We start from the raw sequence: 18,126 nt of genomic DNA, 5'->3' as shown, positions 1-18,126 counted from the left end.
ACAAAACTGGTGCATGCAACGGCACCGACGCGCTTCGTGTCGTCGAAAATTAGCGACGGTTAGTTGCGCGCCCACTTAAAGAAAAAGGCGGGAGACCCGCCTTTCGAGGTTAGCGATCGGCCGTCAGCCGAGATGCGGATAGTCGGACAGCGTGAGCCGGAAGCCGTGCGCGTTCGCGACGAGTTCGGCGTGTGCGCCGAACGGCAGCGTCAACAGATCGGGCACGTGGCCGAACTGCAAGCCCGTGACGACCGGGATGCCGATCACCGAGCGCACCTGCTCGATCATGGCCTCCATGTCGTAGCCGTTGTCGTATTCGAACGGCCGCGCGCCCGTGAACTGCCCGATCACGAGCGCCTGCTGGCGCGCGAGCAGCCCGGACAGATGCAGCTGATAGATCATCCGTTCGATCCGGAACGGCTGCTCGTTGACGTCCTCGATGAACAGGATGCCGCCTTCGATGTCCGGCATGTACGGCGTGCCGACCAGCGACGACAGGATCGCGAGATTGCCGCCCCACAGCGTGCCCGTCGCGGTCACGGCCTGCACTTGCGGCACATCGGCGACGATCGTCGTGCTCGGCTGCGACAGCGTCTGCCAGAAGTGCTGCATCGTGAAGTCGCTCGGCGTTTCAGCACCGAAATCGGCCGACAGCATCGGGCCGCCGAAGGTCTTGATGCGCGCCTTCGCGTACAGCGCGAGCTGGATCGCGGTGAAGTCGCTATGGCCGACCAGCGCGATAGGCTGATCGCGCAGCCGGCGCTCGAGCCCGCGATAGTCGAGCCCGTGGAGGATGCGCGCGGCGCCGTAGCCGCCGCGCACCGCGAGCGCGATGTCGGGCAGCGCCCGCTGCGGATCGGCGAGGCGGTTCAGGTCGCCGGCGCGTTCGCCGTCGGTGCCGCCGAAGCGCTGAAAGCGGCGCTGCGTCGCCTCGATGTTTTCGATGCGCTGCTGGGCGCTGCTCAAACGCTCGAGCGCGCGATTGATCGCGTCGGGATCGTGCGGATAACCGGACGGCGCAAGCAGGCGAATGGTATAGGACGCGGCGGGCTGGAAGGACATGGCGAGAGGAGTCGGGTCGTCAAACACTGCTTAGAGGGCCTGGATCGTTGCCGGTTCAGCGATCACGCGCGGAGGCCGCGGCCGGCGCAGCGCGCGCGGCGGTCATGCCGCGCCCGATTCGGCGTCGCGGGCGAGCCGCGCTTCGCGCACCGCGCGGCGGCGCTCCGCGAAGAACGACTTCAGCGCGGCGCCGCATTCGTCGGCGAGCACGCCGCCGGTCACTTCGGTGTGGTGGTTCAGCTGGGGATTCGCGAATGCGTCGATCACGCTGCCGCAGGCGCCCGTCTTCGGGTCGGCCGCGCCGTAGACCACGCGTGCGATGCGCGCGTGCATGATCGCGCCCGCGCACATCAGACAAGGCTCGAGTGTCACGTACAACTCGCAGCCGGGCATCCGGTAATTCCGCAGATGCTGCGCGGCCATGCGCAGCGCGGCCATTTCCGCGTGGGCCGACGGGTCGTGCCCGCCGATCGGATGGTTGAAGCCGCGTGCGATCACTTCGTCGCCGCGCACCAGCACCGCGCCGACCGGCACTTCGCCCGCGGCGCGCGCCTCTTCGGCCGCGGCCTGCGCGAGCCGCATGAAATGCAGGTCGCGCGCAGACGCGGGCGCGGGCTCGATCGTGGGCTCGGATACGGGGGAATCGGCAGCGCCGACGGATTCGGGGGCCGCGTCGTGCAGCGCGTCTGCGCTCACATCGGCCCCGCTTCGGCGGGCGCTTCGTCGAGCCCGCGTTCGCACAGACGCTCGGCGATGCGGCGGCAATAGTCGCGCGGCATCACCATCGGACCGCCGCGCAGCGATTCCAGCGCCATGTCGAGCGCGAGGATCTTCGCCTGAAGCCGGCAACGTGCGGCACGATCGCCGACCGCCTGCAGTTCGTCCTGCAGGTTGCGCAGCGCGCGCAATTGCTCGACGGCCGGCGGCACGAAGCCGGCGTTCTTCAGGATACGGTTGGCCACCCGGACCTCCTCGGGGACGAGGAGGTCGTCATCCAGCGCCTGCGGCGCGCCGGTACCGGGCAAATCGTCAAACTCGCCCCGCGCGGCGGCGGCGGCGATGCGTTGTTCGACCAGTGCGTCAAGCAATCTCATTAGTCAATCGGAACAAATGCGGCAGCCGAATTCTAGCAGGGTGACGTGCGTATGACAGGCTCTTCGAAGACCTGCTCGATATTGTCTTTTTAGGGGCCGAATCGGCGCGCATGTGTGAAGATCGGGGCGACTTGGGGCTGTGCTGCGCCGCGGCGGGCTGGGCGGGGGTTTGGCTGGTTCGGAGTGGGTATGTCGTGGTACGCGGCGCCCGGCACGAAAAAAAGCCCGGCAGGCTTCCCTGCCGGGCGCTCGCATCCTCCGATGCCGCGATCCGCTACCGGGGCGCACCCCGGCGCCGCATCACTCCCACTCAATCGTCGCCGGCGGCTTCCCCGAGATGTCGTACACCACCCGGTTGATCCCGCGCACCTCGTTGATGATCCGGTTCGACGCACGGCCGAGCAGCGCGTACGGCAGATGCGCCCAGTGTGCGGTCATGAAGTCGGTCGTCTGCACCGCGCGCAACGACGTCACGTAGTCGTACGTGCGGCCGTCGCCCATCACGCCGACCGACTTCACCGGCAGGAACACCGCGAACGCCTGGCTCGTCAGGTCGTACCAGCTCTTGCCGACGTCGGCTTCGCCGCACAGGCCGGCTGCCGCGTCCTGCGCGGTGGCGGTCGTGCCGCGCAGCTCCTCGATGAAGATCGCATCCGCGCGACGCAGCAGCTCCGCATATTCGCGCTTCACTTCGCCGAGAATCCGCACGCCGAGGCCCGGGCCCGGGAACGGATGGCGGTACACCATCTCCGGCGGCAGGCCGAGCGCGACGCCCAGCTCGCGCACTTCGTCCTTGAACAGGTCGCGCAGCGGCTCGAGCAGCTTCAGGCCGAGCGTTTCCGGCAGCCCGCCGACGTTGTGATGGCTCTTGATCGTCGTCGCCTTCTTCGTCTTCGTGCCGCCCGATTCGACCACGTCCGGATAGATCGTGCCCTGCGCAAGCCACTTCGCCTTCGACAGCTTCTGCGCCTCAGCCTGGAACACCTCGACGAACTCGCGACCGATGATCTTGCGCTTCTGCTCCGGATCGGTCACACCGGCCAGATGGCCGAGGAACTGCTCCGATGCGTCGACGTGCACGACCTTCGCGTGCAGGCGGCCCTCGAACATGTCGAGCACCATCTTGCCTTCGTTCAGGCGCAGCAAGCCGTGATCGACGAACACGCAGGTCAGCTGGTCGCCGATCGCGCGATGGATCAGCGCCGCCGCGACGCTCGAATCGACGCCGCCCGACAGGCCGAGAATCACTTCCTCGTCACCGACCTGCTCGCGGATCTTCGCGACCGCTTCCTCGATGTGGTTCTTCATGATCCAGTCGGGCTTCGCGCCGGCGATCTGCAGCACGAAGCGCTCGATGATCTGGCGGCCCTTCACGGTGTGCGTGACTTCCGGATGGAACTGCACCGCGTAGTAGCCGCGCGCCTCGTCGGCCATGCCGGCGATCGGGCAGCTCGGCGTCGACGCCATCAGCGTGAAGCCCGGCGGCAGCTCGGCCACCTTGTCGCCGTGGCTCATCCACACCTTCAGCATCCCGTGGCCTTCGGCCGTCTTGAAATCGTCGATGCCGTCGAGCAGGCGCGTATGACCATGTGCGCGCATTTCCGCATAGCCGAATTCGCGATGGTCGCTCCACTCGACCTTGCCGCCGAGCTGCACGGCCATCGTCTGCATGCCGTAGCAGATGCCGAGCACCGGCACGCCGAGGTCCCACACGGCCTGCGGCGCGCGCAGCTGGTGGTCTTCGTAGGTGCTGGCGTGGCTGCCCGACAGGATCACCGCCTTCGGCGCGAACTCGCGAACGAACGCGTCGGACACGTCGTTCGGATGGATCTCGCAGTAGACGTGCGCTTCGCGCACGCGGCGCGCGATCAGTTGGGTGACTTGCGAACCGAAGTCGAGAATCAGGATTTTGTCGTGCATGGCTGCGGACGGGATGAAGATGATAAGAAAAGCAGCGCACGAAGCGCTGCGTCAATAGCATGGACGGAGGCGTCGGGCGGGCGGCGGCTCGCGCGACGCATCGCCGGTCAATCCTCGGCCGGCGGGCGGGCGTCGAACGCGACGCTGCCGGACGAACGGGCCGCTGCCGCGGCATCGGCTGCTGCTGCCGGTGCTGCCGGACGCGCGACGCTCGGCTCGACCCGCGGCTGCGGCACGACGACCGGCGCCGGCTCGGCCGGACGCTGCGCGCCGCGGGCCTCGAGCGCCAGCGCCTTGTCGCGCCGCCGCACGGCCGCGGCGAGCCGCACGCCGCCGAGGCCGAGCACGATCAGCGCGACCCCGGCCGCGACCGACAGCACGCGGCCGGCCGCCGCGATCGCCGGGCCGTTGCCGGTGCCGAGCGACCACACGACCGCAAGCACGCCGATCAGCCAGTTCACATGGCCGACCGCCCGCGCGACGGGCGCCGTGAGTTCACCGTTGACCGCCGCATGAAACGCGAGCCACGCGAGCCCGAGCAGCGCGATGCCGAACGCCTGGCCGAGCATCGCCGGCTGGACGTTCGCGAGCTGCAGCGCATTGAACAGCGCCTGCCACGGCGTCAGCACGAACAACGTGCCGAACGCGAGCAGCAGCACGGCGTCGACGATCAGCACGGCTCGCAGCAGCGGTTTCATCGGCGCTCAATCCACGTGATAGTTCGGCGCTTCCTTCGTGATCTGCACGTCGTGCACGTGCGACTCGCGCATGCCCGCCGCGGTGATCTGGACGAATTCCGCCTTCTCGTGCAGCTCGTCGATCGTGCGGCAGCCGCAGTAGCCCATGCTCGCGCGCACGCCGCCGACCAGCTGGAACAGGATCGCGTTGACCGAGCCCTTGTACGCGACGCGGCCTTCGATGCCTTCCGGCACGAGCTTGTCGATGTTCGCCGAGTTGTCCTGGAAGTAGCGGTCCGCCGCGCCGTCCTTCATCGCGCCGACCGAACCCATGCCGCGGTACGACTTGTACTGGCGGCCCTGGTACAGGAACACGTCGCCCGGCGACTCTTCGGTGCCGGCGAACATGCTGCCCATCATCACCGCATTCGCGCCGGCCGCGAGGGCCTTCGACACGTCGCCCGAGAACCGCACGCCGCCGTCGGCGATGCACGGCACGCCGGTGCCCTTCAGCGCCTCGGCGACGTTCGCGATCGCGCTGATCTGCGGCACGCCGACACCCGCGACGATCCGCGTCGTGCAGATCGAGCCTGGGCCGATACCGACCTTGACGGCGTCCGCACCGTATTCGACGAGTGCCTTCGCGGCAGCCGCGGTCGCGATGTTGCCGCCGATCACCTCGACGTGCGGGAAGTTCTGCTTGACCCAGCGCACGCGCTCGAGCACGCCCTTGCTGTGACCGTGCGCGGTATCGACGACGATCACGTCTACGCCCGCCTGCACCAGCAGCTCGACGCGCTCTTCGTTGTCGGGGCCGACGCCGACCGCCGCGCCTGCGCGCAGCTTGCCGTGCTCGTCCTTGCACGCGTCCGGATGCTCGGTCTGCTTCGTGATGTCCTTGACGGTCATCAGGCCGCGCAGTTCGAACGCGTCGTTGACGACCAGCACGCGCTCGAGGCGGTGGCTGTGCATCAGCGCCTTCGCTTCGGCGAGCGGCGTGCCTTCCTTGACCGTGACGAGACGCTCGCGCGGCGTCATGATCGACTTGACCGGCTCGTCCAGGCGCGATTCGAAACGCAGGTCACGGTTCGTGACGATGCCCACGAGCTGCGGGCCTTCGACGACCGGGAAACCCGAGATGCCATGCTGGCGCGACAACGCGATCACGTCGCGCACCTTCATCTGCGGCGGAACGGTGATCGGGTCGCGGACGACACCCGATTCGAAACGCTTGACCTTCGCGACCTCGCGGGCCTGCTCGGCCGGCGTCAGGTTCTTGTGGACGATCCCCACGCCACCCTGCTGCGCCATCGCGATCGCGAGGCGACCTTCGGTTACCGTGTCCATCGCGGCGGACACGAGCGGCATGTTCAGGGAGATGTTGCGGGTCAGCTTGGTTTTCAGGCTGGTGTCGCGCGGGAGAACGTCGGAGAAGGCGGGAACGAGGAGCACGTCATCGAAAGTGAGTGCTTTTTGGATCAGACGCATGGCAAATCCTATGGGCGCAAAAGCGAATTATACGCGAAGCGCCGCGGATTTTCACAACACGAACAACGGGTTAGCCGTTCGGGAGCGTTCGGGGGCCGAATCGTTCGGATCGCCGTTCGGTTCGTTTTCGATCGCCTTTCGTTTCACCCGGCGCTCGCAGCATTCGCGCAGGCAGGGCGAAGCGGCCGGAATCGGCCCGCGCGCGACGAAGTGGCGCGGCGGCGCCGCACTGCTTGTAGCGAGCCGCCAGTCGGCTTCGATATGCAGCGGCGGCACCCAGCGCCCGACGCGCGGCTACGCCAGCGCAGCCACCGCACGCACGACCATCACCGCACCCGCGCCGAGCGCCACGCCGCCGACGACGCGCGCCACGCACGCGCCGCCAGGCGCGAGCCGTTCGGCGGCGATCGCGGCCGTCACGATCGTCATCACGCGCAGATCCATCATGCCGGCTGCGACGGCCGCGCCCATCAGATTGCCGCAGCACGCGGCACAGCGCACGCCGGCCCGCAGGCCGTACAGCCATGCAGCGCCCACGCCGGCTCGCGGGCCGTCGTCGTCCGCCGCGGCCATGTGCCGGCAGCAGGCAAGCCGGCGGCGCTTCCACCCGGAAAACTGCAGCGCGCCGGCACCGAGCACGACCGCACCGGCCTCCACCGGCATCGCGGCGGCGAGCGCGGGCGGCCGCGCGGCCGCGGCCGCCAGCCCGGCACCCACGGGAAACACCATCGCGCCAAGCACGAGCCATACGCCGAGATACCCGGCACCCGCCACCACGACGCGCCATCCCGCGCGCGCATCGCCCGACGCGCCCATCCGGCGGCGATACCGCCACAGCTCGGGCGCCAGCACCGGCAGCATCATCGTCGCCGTCATCGCCGCCCACATGCCGACGAACTCGCCGAACGCCCTGCCCGGCCGCCATCCGCACGATCCGCCCCACGCGGCCGACAGCGTCCAGCCGCCGGCCATCGGCGTGCCGCCCATCGCGTCCATCGACGCATGCAGCGCCAGCGTCGCCCACAGCGCCGCGGCGAATGCGGCCGCGAGCGCCGCGCAGAACGCGCGGTCCGCGCTGCGCGGGGCAACGGAGTGCCGGCCCGATCGAGTCGCGCGACGCATCGCCCGCCTCCGCGCTCAATCGCGCGCGTATTCGTCGTGACGGCGCCACCACACGCCCGTCTCGTTGCGGCCGAGCGGCGCACGGTCGAGCCACGCGTACATGCCCCACAGTGCATCGAGCCCGCGCGCATAGGTCGAATACGTGTGATAGACGACGCCGTCCTCGCGCACGAACGCGCTCATCCCCGGGCGGTCGCGCGCATACGTCGCGGCATCGGTGCCGCAGGTCGCGGCGAACTGCGCGACCGCGGCCGGCGGCGGATCCATGTCCATCGCGTGAGCGGCGCGCGCATAGTTGTATTCGACCTCGCCGGTGCGCTGCTGCGCTTCGGTGAACGACACGTTGAAGTCGAAATTGAACGCGCCGCCTTCCGACGACGCCCACGGAAACCGCCAGCCCATGCGCTGCCGGTACGCCAGCAGCTTCGCGAGCGGCGCGCGCGACACCGCCGCGAGCGTCACGTCGTGGTTCGCGAGATGGACGGCGAAACCGTCGAAGCCATCGGCGAGCGCCGAGCACGACGGGCAGCCGGCCTTGTAGTCGGGGCCGAACATGAAGTGATAGACGAGCAGCTGCGAACGGCCGTCGAACAGATCGTCGAGCGTCGCCGCGCCGTGCTCGGTGTCGAACCGGTAGGTCTTGTCCACGCGCACCCACGGCAGCGCCTCGCGACGCCGTGCGAGCGCGTCGCTATGGCGCGTGAGCGTCTTTTCCGCGTCGAGCAGCGCGCGTCGCGCCGTCAGCCATTCGTCGCGCGTTCCGGTGAGATGGGTCGTCATTGCGGGTTTCTCCTTTCGTCGGGATTCGGGCACGGCCGCTTCGCCGTGTGCGTGGTGCTAGATTAGGGCCCGGGATCGGACGCGAGGGAGTGACAACTGTGTCGGGATTCACATGGATTCGCTGATCACCGCCGCCGCCCGCGCGCTCGCGGCCGGCGACCCGCTCGGCGCGCTGAACCGCGTCGCACTGCGCGGCGACGCGCCCGCGCTCGCGTTGCGCGGCATCGCGCTGGCGCAACTCGGCGACTTCGAGCGCGCCCGCGCGCTCATGCGCGCGGCGGCGCGCGCGTTCGGCCCGCACGAAGCCGTCGCACGCGCGCGCTGCGTGGTCGCGCAAGCCGAGATCGCGCTGGCGTCGCGCGATCTGCGCTGGCCGTCGCGCGCACTCGACGCCGCATGCGCGACGCTCGACGCGCACGGCGATCGCGCGAACGCGGCCCATGCGCGTTATCTCGGCGTGCGCCGGCTGCTGCTGATCGGACGCGTCGACGACGCCGAGCAGCAACTCGCGCAGCTCGAGCCCGCCGCGCTGCCGCCGGCGTCGCGCGCGGCACACGAACTGATCGCGGCCGGCATCGCGATCCGCCGCATCTGCCCGCACGCGGCGCGCGCCGCGCTGGCCCGTGCGCGCGCGGCCGCGCAACATGCCGGCATCGCCGCACTGAGCGCCGAAGTCGAGACGGCCGCGCGCGCGCTCGATACGCCGGCCGCGCGGCTCATCGCACGCGGGGCATCGCGGCTCGTGCGGCTCGACGAAGTACAGGCGCTGTTCGAGTCGGACGCGCTGGTCGTCGACGCGTGCCGGCATGCCGTGCGCGATGCGCGCGCAAGCGTGTCGCTCGCGCGCCGCCCGGTGCTGTTCACGCTCGCGCGCGTGCTCGGCGAAGCGTGGCCGCGCGACGTGTCGAGGAACGCGCTCGTCGCCGCCGCGTTTCGCGCGAGACACGCGGACGATTCGCATCGCGCGCGCCTGCGCGTCGAGATCGGCCGTCTGCGCGCGATGCTGCGGCCGCTCGCGAAGCTGACCGCCACCGCCGACGGCTTCGCGCTCGAGCCGCTCGGCGCCGCTGACATCGTCGTGCTCGCGCGCGTCGTCGACGATCGCCACGCTGCCGTGCTCGCGCTGCTCGCCGACGGCGACGCATGGTCGAGCTCCGCGCTGGCGCTGGCGCTCGGCGCCAGCCAGCGCACCGTGCAGCGTGCGCTCGAAGCGCTGGCGGCCGCCGGCAAGGCGCAGGCGCTCGGTCGCGGCCGTGCGCGCCGCTGGCTCACGCCCGCGCCGCCCGGATTCGCGACCGCATTGTTACTCCCCGTGACGCTGCCGGGCGACTAGGATGGGCCAACCCACGACGAGGAGACAGACATGAAACGTTCCACCGCAAGCATCCTGCGCGAATACGGCCCGTTTGCCGGCGTCGACGGCGTGCACGGCGTCACGTTCGACGGGCAGCACGTGTGGTTCGCGTCCGGCGACAAGCTCAATGCGCTCGATCCCGGTGCCGGCACGACGGTGCGCACGCTGGACGTCGCCGCGCATGCGGGCACCGCGTTCGACGGCCGCCACCTGTTCCAGATCGTCGAGGACCGCATCGAAACGATCGACCCCGACTCGGGCCGCGTGCTCGCGACGATCCCCGCGCCCGGCGGCGGCGCGGATTCCGGGCTCGCCTGGGCCGAAGGCACGCTGTGGGTCGGGCAATACCGCGAGCGCAAGATTCATCAGATCGATCCGCAGTCGGGCGCCGTGCTGCGCACGATCGAATCGAACCGCTTCGTCACCGGCGTGACCTGGGTCGACGGCGAACTGTGGCACGGCACGTGGGAAGCGGACGAAAGCGCGCTGCGACGCGTCGACCCCGGCACCGGACACGTGCTCGAGCAGGTCGACATGCCGGCCGGCGTCGGCGTGTCGGGACTGGAATCCGACGGCCGCGACACGTTCTACTGCGGCGGCGGCAACAGCGGCACGCTGCGCGCGGTGCGCCGCCCCGCGTCGGGGAACGCCGTGCACGACAGCGACGCCGACGCAGCAGCAGAACGCTGATACGCCTGCGATCGCACCGCGGCCGCACGCGCACCACGTCCACCCCCCGGTGCAGGAATGAACAAGACGCCTTCGCTCGACCCTCGCTAAGATGCGCGCTCGTCAGTCTTTTGTTCGGAGCAGTCGATGCAGCGCGGTGTAGTGTATGGCGTCCTGGCGGGCGCGTTGTGGGGCATGGTGTTTCTGGTGCCGCGGCTGTTGACCGACTTCTCGCCGCTGCTGCTGAGCGCCGGCCGCTACGCGATGTACGGTCTCGTGTCGTTGGCGGCCGCGCTGCCGGCCGCCCGCTCGCTGCTCGCGCGGCTGACCCGCGAAGACGTCGTGGCGCTCGCGAAGCTCGCGCTGATCGGCAACGTCGCGTACTACATGCTGCTGTCCGGCGCCGTGCATCTGATCGGCATCGGCCCCAGCTCGCTGATCGTCGGCGTGCTGCCCGTGACCGTCACGCTCGCGGGCCTGAGCGACCACGGCGCGGTGCCGCTGCGGCGCCTCGCGGCACCGCTCGCGCTGGTGATCGCGGGCATCGTCTGCATCAACGTCGATCTGTTCACGTCGGCCGCCGCGCATGCGACCACGCTCGGCGAGAAGCTCCTCGGCATCGCCTGCGCCAGCGGCGCGTTGGCAAGCTGGACCTGGTACGCGGTCGCGAACGCGCGCTACCTGCAGCGCCACCATCGCTTCGGCGGCAACGAGTGGTCGGTGCTATGGGGCGTCGTGACCGGGCTGATCGGCGGCCTGTGCTGGCTCGCGATCCTGGCGCTGCCGGCCGGCACGATACAGGCCGCGCTGCCGGCATCGCGCTGGCAGCTGTTCTGGCTGCTGAATCTCGCGCTGGCGATCGGCGCGTCGTGGCTCGGCAACGGACTCTGGAACGCGGCGTCGAAGCGGCTGCCGCTCACGCTATCGGGCCAGCTGATCGTGTTCGAAACGGTGTTCGCGATGCTCTATGCGTTCGTCTACGACCACCGGATGCCGCGCGTGCTCGAGATCGCGGCGCTCGCGCTGTTGCTCGCGGGCGTCTACGGGTCGGTGCGTCGGCACGGCGATCCGCATGCAGGCGACGGCACGCGCGAGCACGCCGCGGCGAACGCGAACGCCACGGCTCACTGAACACGTCACTGAACGGGCCGCCGATCGAGCCGGTACGGCCGATGAACAGGAAAGAAACGAGATGACGCGACGCCGACGCGACGCGTCAGCGCGCGTCCTTGTGCATCCACTTGCGGCCCTCGATCGAGCCTTCGCGGCGGGTCTTGTCGACGCGCCGCTGGCGCGCGAGCTTCGGATCGACGATCAGCGGCCGGTAGATCTCGACACGGTCGTGGTCGGCGAGCGGCGCGTCGAGCGGTGCGAGCTTGCCGAACACGCCGGTTTTCGCCTGCGCGAGATCGATCTCCGGATGCAGCGCGAGCACGCCGCTCGCGTCGATCGCGGCGCGCACGGTCGCGCCCTCGGGCAATGAAACGGGAATCAGCGTCTGGCGGTCCGGCAGCGCGTAGCAGACTTCGATCGACAGCATCGCCTCACCCCTTGCCGTAGCGCTGGTCGGCGCGCTTGACGAACGAATCGACGAAAGTGTTCGCGATGTGGCTGAACACCGGGCCGATGATCTTCTCGAGCAGGATGCTCGAGAACTCGTAGTGCAGCGCGAATTCGATCTTGCACGCATCGGCGCGCAGCGGGATGAACCGCCACGAGCCCGTGAACTTCTTGAACGGGCCGTCGGCGAACTCCATGTCGATCCGGCTCGGACGCTGCTGCGTGTTGCGCGTCGCGAAATGCTGCTTGATGCCCTTGAAGTTGATGTCGATGCGCGCTTCCATCCCGCGGTCGTCCTGGCGGCGAACTTCGACGCCGCCGCACCAGGGCAGGAAATTGGGGTAATCGGCCACGTCGGTGACGAGGTCGAACATCTGTTCCGCCGAGTGACGGATCAATACGGTTTTCTGGACATCTGCCATAAATCGCGCGGCATCGCTTGAAGTGGGAACGCAAGCCGGGCGATTCACGCCCCGCTTTGCTAAAATCGTGATTTTAAACGAGTTGGCCCAATCCTTTCATGAGCATCATCGACAACAGGAAAGCGCACTTCGATTATCACATCGAGGAACGCTATGAAGCCGGGCTCGTGCTCGAGGGCTGGGAAGTCAAGGCGCTGCGCGCCGGGCGCGGCCAGATCAAGGAGGGCTACGTGGTGGTGAAGAACGCCGAGATCTTCCTGATCGGCACCCACATCAGCCCGCTGCCCGAAGCCTCGACGCACATCAAGCCCGATCCGGTCCGCACACGCAAGCTGCTGCTGCACCGTGAGGAAATCAAGAAATTGATCGGCAAGGTCGAGCAGCGCGGCTACACGCTCGTGCCGCTGAACTTCCACTACAAGGGCGGTCGCGTGAAATGCGACATCGCGCTCGCGAAGGGCAAGAAACTGCACGACAAGCGCGAAACCGAGAAGAAGCGCGACTGGGAGCGCGAAAAGGCGCGCATCATGCGCGCCGGCACGTGACACGCACGCGCTGCCGCAGCAACGAAACGGCCCGCTCGATGCGGGCCGTTTTGCTGTGGGCGGCGTAGCGATCCGGCGCATGTGCAGCACTGCCACGCCGGTGCCGATGGAATTGCGCGCCGACGCAGCCACGGCAATGCAGCCGCGCGACGATACGCCGCACGCCGGAAGCCGGAAGCCGGCAGCGGCCGACGCCGCTGCAAGCCCCGCGGACGCTCAGCCCCTACCGCCCGCTGCCGGCGTCGCGTTCTTGACGATCGTCAGCGCCGAGGCGATCGCGGTCCCGAGATCCGACAGGTTGGCCGGCACGATCAGCGTATTGCCCTGCTTCGCCAGATTCGAGAATGCGCCGACATACTGCTCGGCCACCTTCAGATTGACCGCATCCATGCCGCCCTGCGACTGGATCGCGTTCGCGATTTTCTGGATCGCCTGCGCGTTCGCGTCGGCCACCGCGAGAATCGCGGCCGCCTCGCCCTGCGCCTGGTTGATCGCCGCCTGCCGCTCGCCTTCTGACTTCTGGATCGCTGCCTCGCGCGCACCCGACGCGAGGTTGATCTGCTCCTGCTTGCGGCCCTCGGATGCCGCGATCAGCGCGCGCTTCTCACGCTCGGCGGTGATCTGCGCCTGCATCGCGTGCAGGATTTCCTTCGGCGGCGTGAGGTCCTTGATCTCGTAGCGCAGCACCTTCACGCCCCAGTTCGCCGCGGCCTGGTCGAGCGCCGACACGATGTTGTGGTTGATGAAGTCGCGTTCCTCGAAGGTCTTGTCGAGTTCGAGCTTGCCGACCACCGAGCGCAGCGTCGTCTGCGCGAGCTGCGTGATCGCGAGCACGAAGTTGCTCGATCCGTACGACGCCTTCATCGGGTCGGTGACCTGGAAGTACAGCACGCCGTCGACCTGCAGCTGCGTGTTGTCGCGCGTGATGCAGACCTGGCTCGGCACGTCGAGCGGAATTTCCTTCAGCACGTGGCGGTAGGCGATCCGGTCGACGAACGGCAGCACGATGTTCAGGCCGGGCGACAGCGTCGCGTGATACCGGCCGAAGCGCTCGAGCACCCACGCATGCTGCTGCGGCACGATCTTCACCGTCTTCGACACGATCACGATGGCGATGACGAGCAGGACGACCCAGACGATCAGCGAATCCATGAAATATTCCCTCCTTGTTTTATCGGTGGACGATCAGCCCGCGGCTTTCGCGACGACGACCAGACAGTTGCCACGCACGGCGCTGACGCGGTACACGTGCGCATCGTCGCGCTCGCCGTTCGCCAGCTCGACGTCCCAGTCGGCGCCGCGATACTGCACGCGCGCGCGGCCGTCATGCCACGCGTCGACCGTAAGGGTCGCGCCGATATCGAGATTGACGTCCGGATTGGTCGACGTGTCGCGCTTCTGCTTGCGCCCGAGCCCCGAGCGGCGCAGCGCGATCATCGCGACGATCGCGACCGCGGCGGCCGCGCCCAGCTGCACGTGCGGCGCGAAGCCGGCGAACTGCAGCAGGCCGCCGGCGAGAAAGCCGAGCGCGATCATCAGCAGATAGAAGGTGCCGGTCAGCAGTTCGGCCACGACCAGCACGCCGACCCCGATCCACCAGAACAGATGCCCCGACATCATTGTGGTCTCCAGAAAAACGCTTGCGCCCCACTACGCACTATATTCGCTGTCGGACCGCGCGTGGCGGTCGGCACCGTCGAGCGATCCGGCGGGCGCAGATAAAAAAACACCCCGGTAGATACCGGGGTGTTTATAGCACGAAGCTTGCATTTTGCCTTCATCGAAAGAGCGGCGGACCGCCCTTTCGATGCAGCGGCGGGCTGCCGTTACTTCCGCTTGGCCAGCGCCTGCCACGTATCGATGATCGTGTCGGGGTTCAGCGAAATCGACACGATGCCTTCGTCGGCCAGCCACTGCGCGAAATCCGGGTGATCGGACGGGCCCTGGCCGCAGATACCGACGTACTTGCCCATCTTGCGGCAGGTGTCGATCGCACGCTTGAGCAGGAACTTGACGGCCGGGTCGCGTTCGTCGAAGTCGACGGCCAGCAGTTCCATGCCCGAGTCGCGATCGAGGCCGAGCGTGAGCTGCGTGAGGTCGTTCGAGCCGATCGAGAAACCGTCGAAGTGCTGCAGGAACTCTTCGGCGAGGATCGCGTTGGTCGGGACTTCACACATCATCACGAGGCGCAGGCCGTTCTCGCCGCGCTTCAGGCCGAACTTCTCGAGCAGGCCGACGACGCGCTCCGCCTGCTTCACGGTACGCACGAACGGCACCATGATCTCGACGTTGGTCAGGCCCATCTCGTCGCGCACACGCTTCAGTGCGCGGCATTCCATCTCGAACGCCTGCGCGAAGTCTTCGGCGATGTAGCGCGATGCGCCGCGGAAGCCCAGCATCGGGTTTTCCTCGTCCGGCTCGTAGCGCGAACCGCCGATCAGCTTCTTGTACTCGTTCGACTTGAAGTCGGACAGACGCACGATCACGGGCTTCGGGTAGAACGCCGCGGCGATCGTCGCGACGCCTTCGGTCAGCTTGTCGACGTAGAACTGGCGCGGCGATGCATGACCGCGCGCGACGCTCTCGACGGCCTTCTTCAGGTCCTGATCGATGTTCGGGTACTCGAGGATCGCCTTCGGGTGCACACCGATGTTGTTGTTGATGATGAACTCGAGGCGCGCGAGACCGACGCCGGCGTTCGGCAGCTGCGAGAAGTCGAACGCGAGTTGCGGGTTGCCGACGTTCATCATGATCTTGACCGGAATTTCCGGCAACTCGCCGCGCTGCACTTCCGTGACTTCCGTCTCGAGCAGCCCGTCGTAGATCTTGCCTTCGTCGCCTTCCGCGCACGACACCGTCACCAGCGCGCCGTCCTTCAGCACGTCGGTCGCGTCGCCGCAGCCGACGACCGCCGGCACGCCCAACTCACGCGCGATGATCGCCGCGTGGCAGGTGCGCCCGCCGCGGTTCGTGACGATCGCCGATGCGCGCTTCATCACCGGCTCCCAGTTCGGGTCGGTCATGTCGGCCACCAGCACGTCGCCAGGTTGCACGCGTTCCATTTCCGACGGGTCCTGAATCACGCGCACGGGGCCCGCGCCGATCTTCTGACCGATCGCGCGGCCCGTCGCCAGCACCTGCGACTGGCCCTTCAGCTTGAAGCGCTGCTCGGCCTTGCCGCTCGCCTGGCTCTTCACCGTTTCCGGACGTGCCTGCAGGATGAAGATCTTGCCGTCGCGACCGTCCTTGCCCCACTCGATGTCCATCGGACGCTGGTAGTGCTTCTCGATGATGACCGCGTACTTTGCGAGCTCGATCACGTCTTCGTCGGTGATCGAATAACGGTTGCGCTGCTCGTGCGACACGTCGACCGTCTTCACGCGGCCCGGTTCGCCGGGTTGCGTGAACTCCATCTTGATCAGCTTCGAGCCGATCGAGCGGCGGATGATCGGGTACTTGTCCTGCGCGAGCGTCGTCTTGAACACGTAGAACTCGTCCGGGTTCACGGCGCCCTGCACGACGGTTTCGCCGAGGCCGTAGCTCGACGTGATGAACACGGCGTCCTTGAAGCCCGATTCGGTGTCGATCGTGAACATCACGCCGGCCGCGCCGACGTCCGAACGCACCATGCGCTGCACGCCTGCCGACAGTGCGACCTCGGCGTGCGTAAAGCCCTTGTGCACGCGATACGAGATCGCGCGGTCGTTGTACAGCGACGCGAACACGTGCTTCATGCGATCGAGCACGTCGTCGATGCCGACGACGTTCAGATACGACTCCTGCTGGCCGGCAAACGATGCGTCGGGCAGGTCTTCCGCGGTCGCGGACGAGCGCACGGCGAACGACAGTTCGGCCGGCGAGCCGCTCTTCAGGATTTCGAACTGCGCGCGGATTTCCTGCTCGAGACGCGCCTGCAGCGGTGCGTCGACGATCCATTTACGGATTTCGGCGCCTGCTTCGGCGAGCGCCTTCACGTCGTCGATGTCGAGCGACTCGAGACGCTTGGCGATGCGATCGGTCAGATCGTTGTGCTTGAGGAAATCGCGGAATGCGAGCGCGGTCGTGGCAAAGCCGGTGGGGACGCGAACGCCTGCCTCGGAAAGCTGGCTGATCATCTCGCCGAGCGACGCGTTCTTGCCGCCCACGATCTCCACATCGGTCATCCGCAACTGCTCGAACGGGATTACATACGCCTGGTCCTTTGCGACGTTTGCTGCGTTAGTCATACAAGCCCCTAAGTGTGAAAAAAATGCTCGATTGCGCAAGTGGGCTCGAACGCGGGCGCTTGCAAAAAGGCGCGACGCGTCTTGCGCAACCTGTTGGAGAAACAATCGCAGCGGTGGAAATCTTCCGACCCTCGATGTGCAAAAACCCGGCAGAAAGGCGACGTATGCAGATGAATCGCCGAACTTGCCGGGAATTTTGGATGGCTCGCGGCAAGCGCCGGGCGCCCTGTGCGCACCGTCCCCGCAATTGCTTATCCAACAGGTTGCCGCTATTCTACCGTGCCGGCTGCCGGATGTGGCGCGACCTTGTCACCGCGTGTGGAGGCGAACCTCCAGCCGCCCGCGCAACCGCCCTTCACGCTCGACGCCCAGATTCATGCTGCCTACCGTTTTCATCGTCTCCGACGGCACCGGGATCACTGCCGAAACCTTCGCGCATTCGATCCTGTCCCAGTTCGACCAGAAATTCCGCCTCGTGCGCGTGCCGTTCGTCGACTCGCTCGAAAAGGCCTATTCGACCGTCGAGAAAATCAACGAAGCGGCCGTGCACGACGGCCGTCGCGCGATCGTGTTCACCACGCTCGTCGACAGCGTGTCGAACGACATCGTCAAGCGCTCGAACGCGCTCGTGCTCGACATGTTCCAGCGCTTCGTCGAGCCGCTCGAGCAGGAGCTCGAGCTGAAGTCGAGCCACGCGATGGGGCGCGGCCACCAGAACGCAGATACCGAGGAATACAAGACGCGGATCGAGGCGATCAACTTCTCGCTCGCGCACGACGACGGCCAGTCGAACCGCAACCTGTCCGAAGCCGACGTGATCCTGGTCGGCGTGTCGCGCAGCGGCAAGACGCCGACGAGCCTGTATCTCGCGATGCAGTACGGCGTGAAGGCGGCGAACTATCCGCTGATTCCGGAAGACTTCGAGCGCGGCAAGCTGCCGTCGGCGCTGACGCAGCATCGCGAAAAGCTGTTCGGCCTGTCGATCGACCCGCAGCGTCTGTCGGAGATCCGCAACGAGCGCCGCCCGGGCAGCAAGTACGCGGCGCCGGAGAACTGCCGTTACGAGATCAACGAATCGGAGGCGATGATGCGCCGCGAAGGGATCAAGTGGCTGTCGTCGACGCACAAGTCGATCGAGGAAATCGCGACGACGATCCTGCAGGAAATCCGCCTGGAGCGGCAGTCGTACTGACGTGCGCTGCATCGG

19 protein-coding genes are annotated in these 18,126 nt (G+C 67.7%); 5 read left to right on the top strand and 14 right to left on the bottom strand.

Annotated elements, in window-relative coordinates; translation table 11 throughout:
- Positions 1-123: 123 nt before the first annotated feature.
- The 9 genes from ldcA to MBR110_RS08145 all read right to left on the bottom strand — a co-directional run bounded on the left by ldcA (position 124) and on the right by MBR110_RS08145 (position 8,143).
- The gene (ldcA, locus tag MBR110_RS08185) at positions 124-1,062 is read right to left on the bottom strand and encodes a muramoyltetrapeptide carboxypeptidase (RefSeq protein WP_059669242.1); all 939 of its coding nucleotides are present in this window, start codon (positions 1,060-1,062) and stop codon (positions 124-126) included.
- Between the two features lie 102 nt (positions 1,063-1,164).
- Positions 1,165-1,758 (bottom strand): tRNA adenosine(34) deaminase TadA, encoded by a 594-nt coding sequence (gene tadA, locus MBR110_RS08180; protein ID WP_181708983.1) that lies wholly within the window; start codon positions 1,756-1,758, stop codon positions 1,165-1,167.
- Positions 1,755-2,156: a DnaJ family domain-containing protein gene (locus MBR110_RS08175; RefSeq protein WP_011885115.1), complete on the bottom strand. Its 402-nt coding sequence runs from the start codon at positions 2,154-2,156 to the stop codon at positions 1,755-1,757. Before MBR110_RS08175 ends, tadA begins: the two co-directional genes overlap by 4 nt.
- A gap of 300 nt (positions 2,157-2,456) precedes the next feature.
- A complete protein-coding gene (guaA, locus tag MBR110_RS08170) occupies positions 2,457-4,076 on the bottom strand; it encodes a glutamine-hydrolyzing GMP synthase (protein ID WP_011885116.1) in 1,620 nt (539 codons plus the stop codon).
- Positions 4,077-4,183: 107 nt separating this feature from the next.
- Complete coding sequence (locus MBR110_RS08165) at positions 4,184-4,774, bottom strand: hypothetical protein (protein WP_059734875.1); 591 nt, start codon at positions 4,772-4,774, stop codon at positions 4,184-4,186.
- A gap of 6 nt (positions 4,775-4,780) precedes the next feature.
- Positions 4,781-6,241, bottom strand: a complete 1,461-nt coding sequence (guaB, locus tag MBR110_RS08160) for an IMP dehydrogenase (RefSeq protein ID WP_011885118.1) — start codon at positions 6,239-6,241, stop codon at positions 4,781-4,783.
- 51 nt (positions 6,242-6,292) lie between these two features.
- On the bottom strand, positions 6,293-6,517 hold the full coding sequence (locus MBR110_RS08155) for a hypothetical protein (protein WP_059734876.1): 225 nt from the start codon (positions 6,515-6,517) through the stop codon (positions 6,293-6,295).
- Positions 6,518-6,535: 18 nt separating this feature from the next.
- Complete coding sequence (locus tag MBR110_RS08150) at positions 6,536-7,363, bottom strand: DUF2182 domain-containing protein (protein WP_181708982.1); 828 nt, start codon at positions 7,361-7,363, stop codon at positions 6,536-6,538.
- Between the two features lie 15 nt (positions 7,364-7,378).
- The gene (locus MBR110_RS08145) at positions 7,379-8,143 is read right to left on the bottom strand and encodes a DUF899 domain-containing protein (RefSeq protein WP_181708981.1); all 765 of its coding nucleotides are present in this window, start codon (positions 8,141-8,143) and stop codon (positions 7,379-7,381) included.
- 112 nt (positions 8,144-8,255) lie between these two features.
- On the opposite strand from MBR110_RS08145, the gene MBR110_RS08140 reads away from it, so the two are divergent.
- From MBR110_RS08140 to MBR110_RS08130, 3 genes are all read left to right on the top strand, one after another.
- Positions 8,256-9,476: a hypothetical protein gene (locus tag MBR110_RS08140; protein WP_059734882.1), complete on the top strand. Its 1,221-nt coding sequence runs from the start codon at positions 8,256-8,258 to the stop codon at positions 9,474-9,476.
- Positions 9,477-9,506: 30 nt separating this feature from the next.
- A complete protein-coding gene (locus MBR110_RS08135) occupies positions 9,507-10,187 on the top strand; it encodes a Vgb family protein (protein ID WP_045578985.1) in 681 nt (226 codons plus the stop codon).
- A 126-nt stretch (positions 10,188-10,313) separates the two neighbouring features.
- Entirely contained in the window at positions 10,314-11,297 is a 984-nt protein-coding gene (locus tag MBR110_RS08130) for a DMT family transporter (RefSeq protein WP_014723206.1), read from the top strand.
- An 85-nt stretch (positions 11,298-11,382) separates the two neighbouring features.
- Here the strand turns inward: MBR110_RS08130 and MBR110_RS08125 are convergent, their stop codons facing one another.
- A complete protein-coding gene (locus MBR110_RS08125) occupies positions 11,383-11,706 on the bottom strand; it encodes an RnfH family protein (protein ID WP_011885124.1) in 324 nt (107 codons plus the stop codon).
- Between the two features lie 4 nt (positions 11,707-11,710).
- Positions 11,711-12,148 (bottom strand): type II toxin-antitoxin system RatA family toxin, encoded by a 438-nt coding sequence (locus MBR110_RS08120; protein WP_011885125.1) that lies wholly within the window; start codon positions 12,146-12,148, stop codon positions 11,711-11,713.
- 98 nt (positions 12,149-12,246) lie between these two features.
- On the opposite strand from MBR110_RS08120, the gene smpB reads away from it, so the two are divergent.
- The gene (gene smpB / locus MBR110_RS08115; protein WP_006478511.1) at positions 12,247-12,693 is read left to right on the top strand and encodes an SsrA-binding protein SmpB; all 447 of its coding nucleotides are present in this window, start codon (positions 12,247-12,249) and stop codon (positions 12,691-12,693) included.
- A 216-nt stretch (positions 12,694-12,909) separates the two neighbouring features.
- Here smpB and MBR110_RS08110 read toward each other — a convergent pair whose 3' ends face one another.
- From MBR110_RS08110 to ppsA, 3 genes are all read right to left on the bottom strand, one after another.
- Complete coding sequence (locus tag MBR110_RS08110) at positions 12,910-13,845, bottom strand: SPFH domain-containing protein (RefSeq protein WP_011885126.1); 936 nt, start codon at positions 13,843-13,845, stop codon at positions 12,910-12,912.
- Positions 13,846-13,878: 33 nt separating this feature from the next.
- Positions 13,879-14,313: an NfeD family protein gene (locus tag MBR110_RS08105; protein WP_011885127.1), complete on the bottom strand. Its 435-nt coding sequence runs from the start codon at positions 14,311-14,313 to the stop codon at positions 13,879-13,881.
- Between the two features lie 206 nt (positions 14,314-14,519).
- Entirely contained in the window at positions 14,520-16,919 is a 2,400-nt protein-coding gene (ppsA, locus tag MBR110_RS08100; protein ID WP_011885128.1) for a phosphoenolpyruvate synthase, read from the bottom strand.
- 376 nt (positions 16,920-17,295) lie between these two features.
- Here ppsA and ppsR point away from each other — a divergent pair, with 376 nt between their 5' ends.
- Complete coding sequence (gene ppsR / locus MBR110_RS08095; protein ID WP_011885129.1) at positions 17,296-18,111, top strand: posphoenolpyruvate synthetase regulatory kinase/phosphorylase PpsR; 816 nt, start codon at positions 17,296-17,298, stop codon at positions 18,109-18,111.
- Positions 18,112-18,126: the final 15 nt, after the last annotated feature.

Origin of the sequence: Burkholderia sp. MBR-1 (genome assembly GCF_013822785.1) — a bacterium.
Taxonomy (GTDB): Bacteria; Pseudomonadota; Gammaproteobacteria; order Burkholderiales; family Burkholderiaceae; genus Burkholderia; species Burkholderia vietnamiensis.
This window is presented reverse-complemented; position numbering and strand designations above follow the sequence as displayed.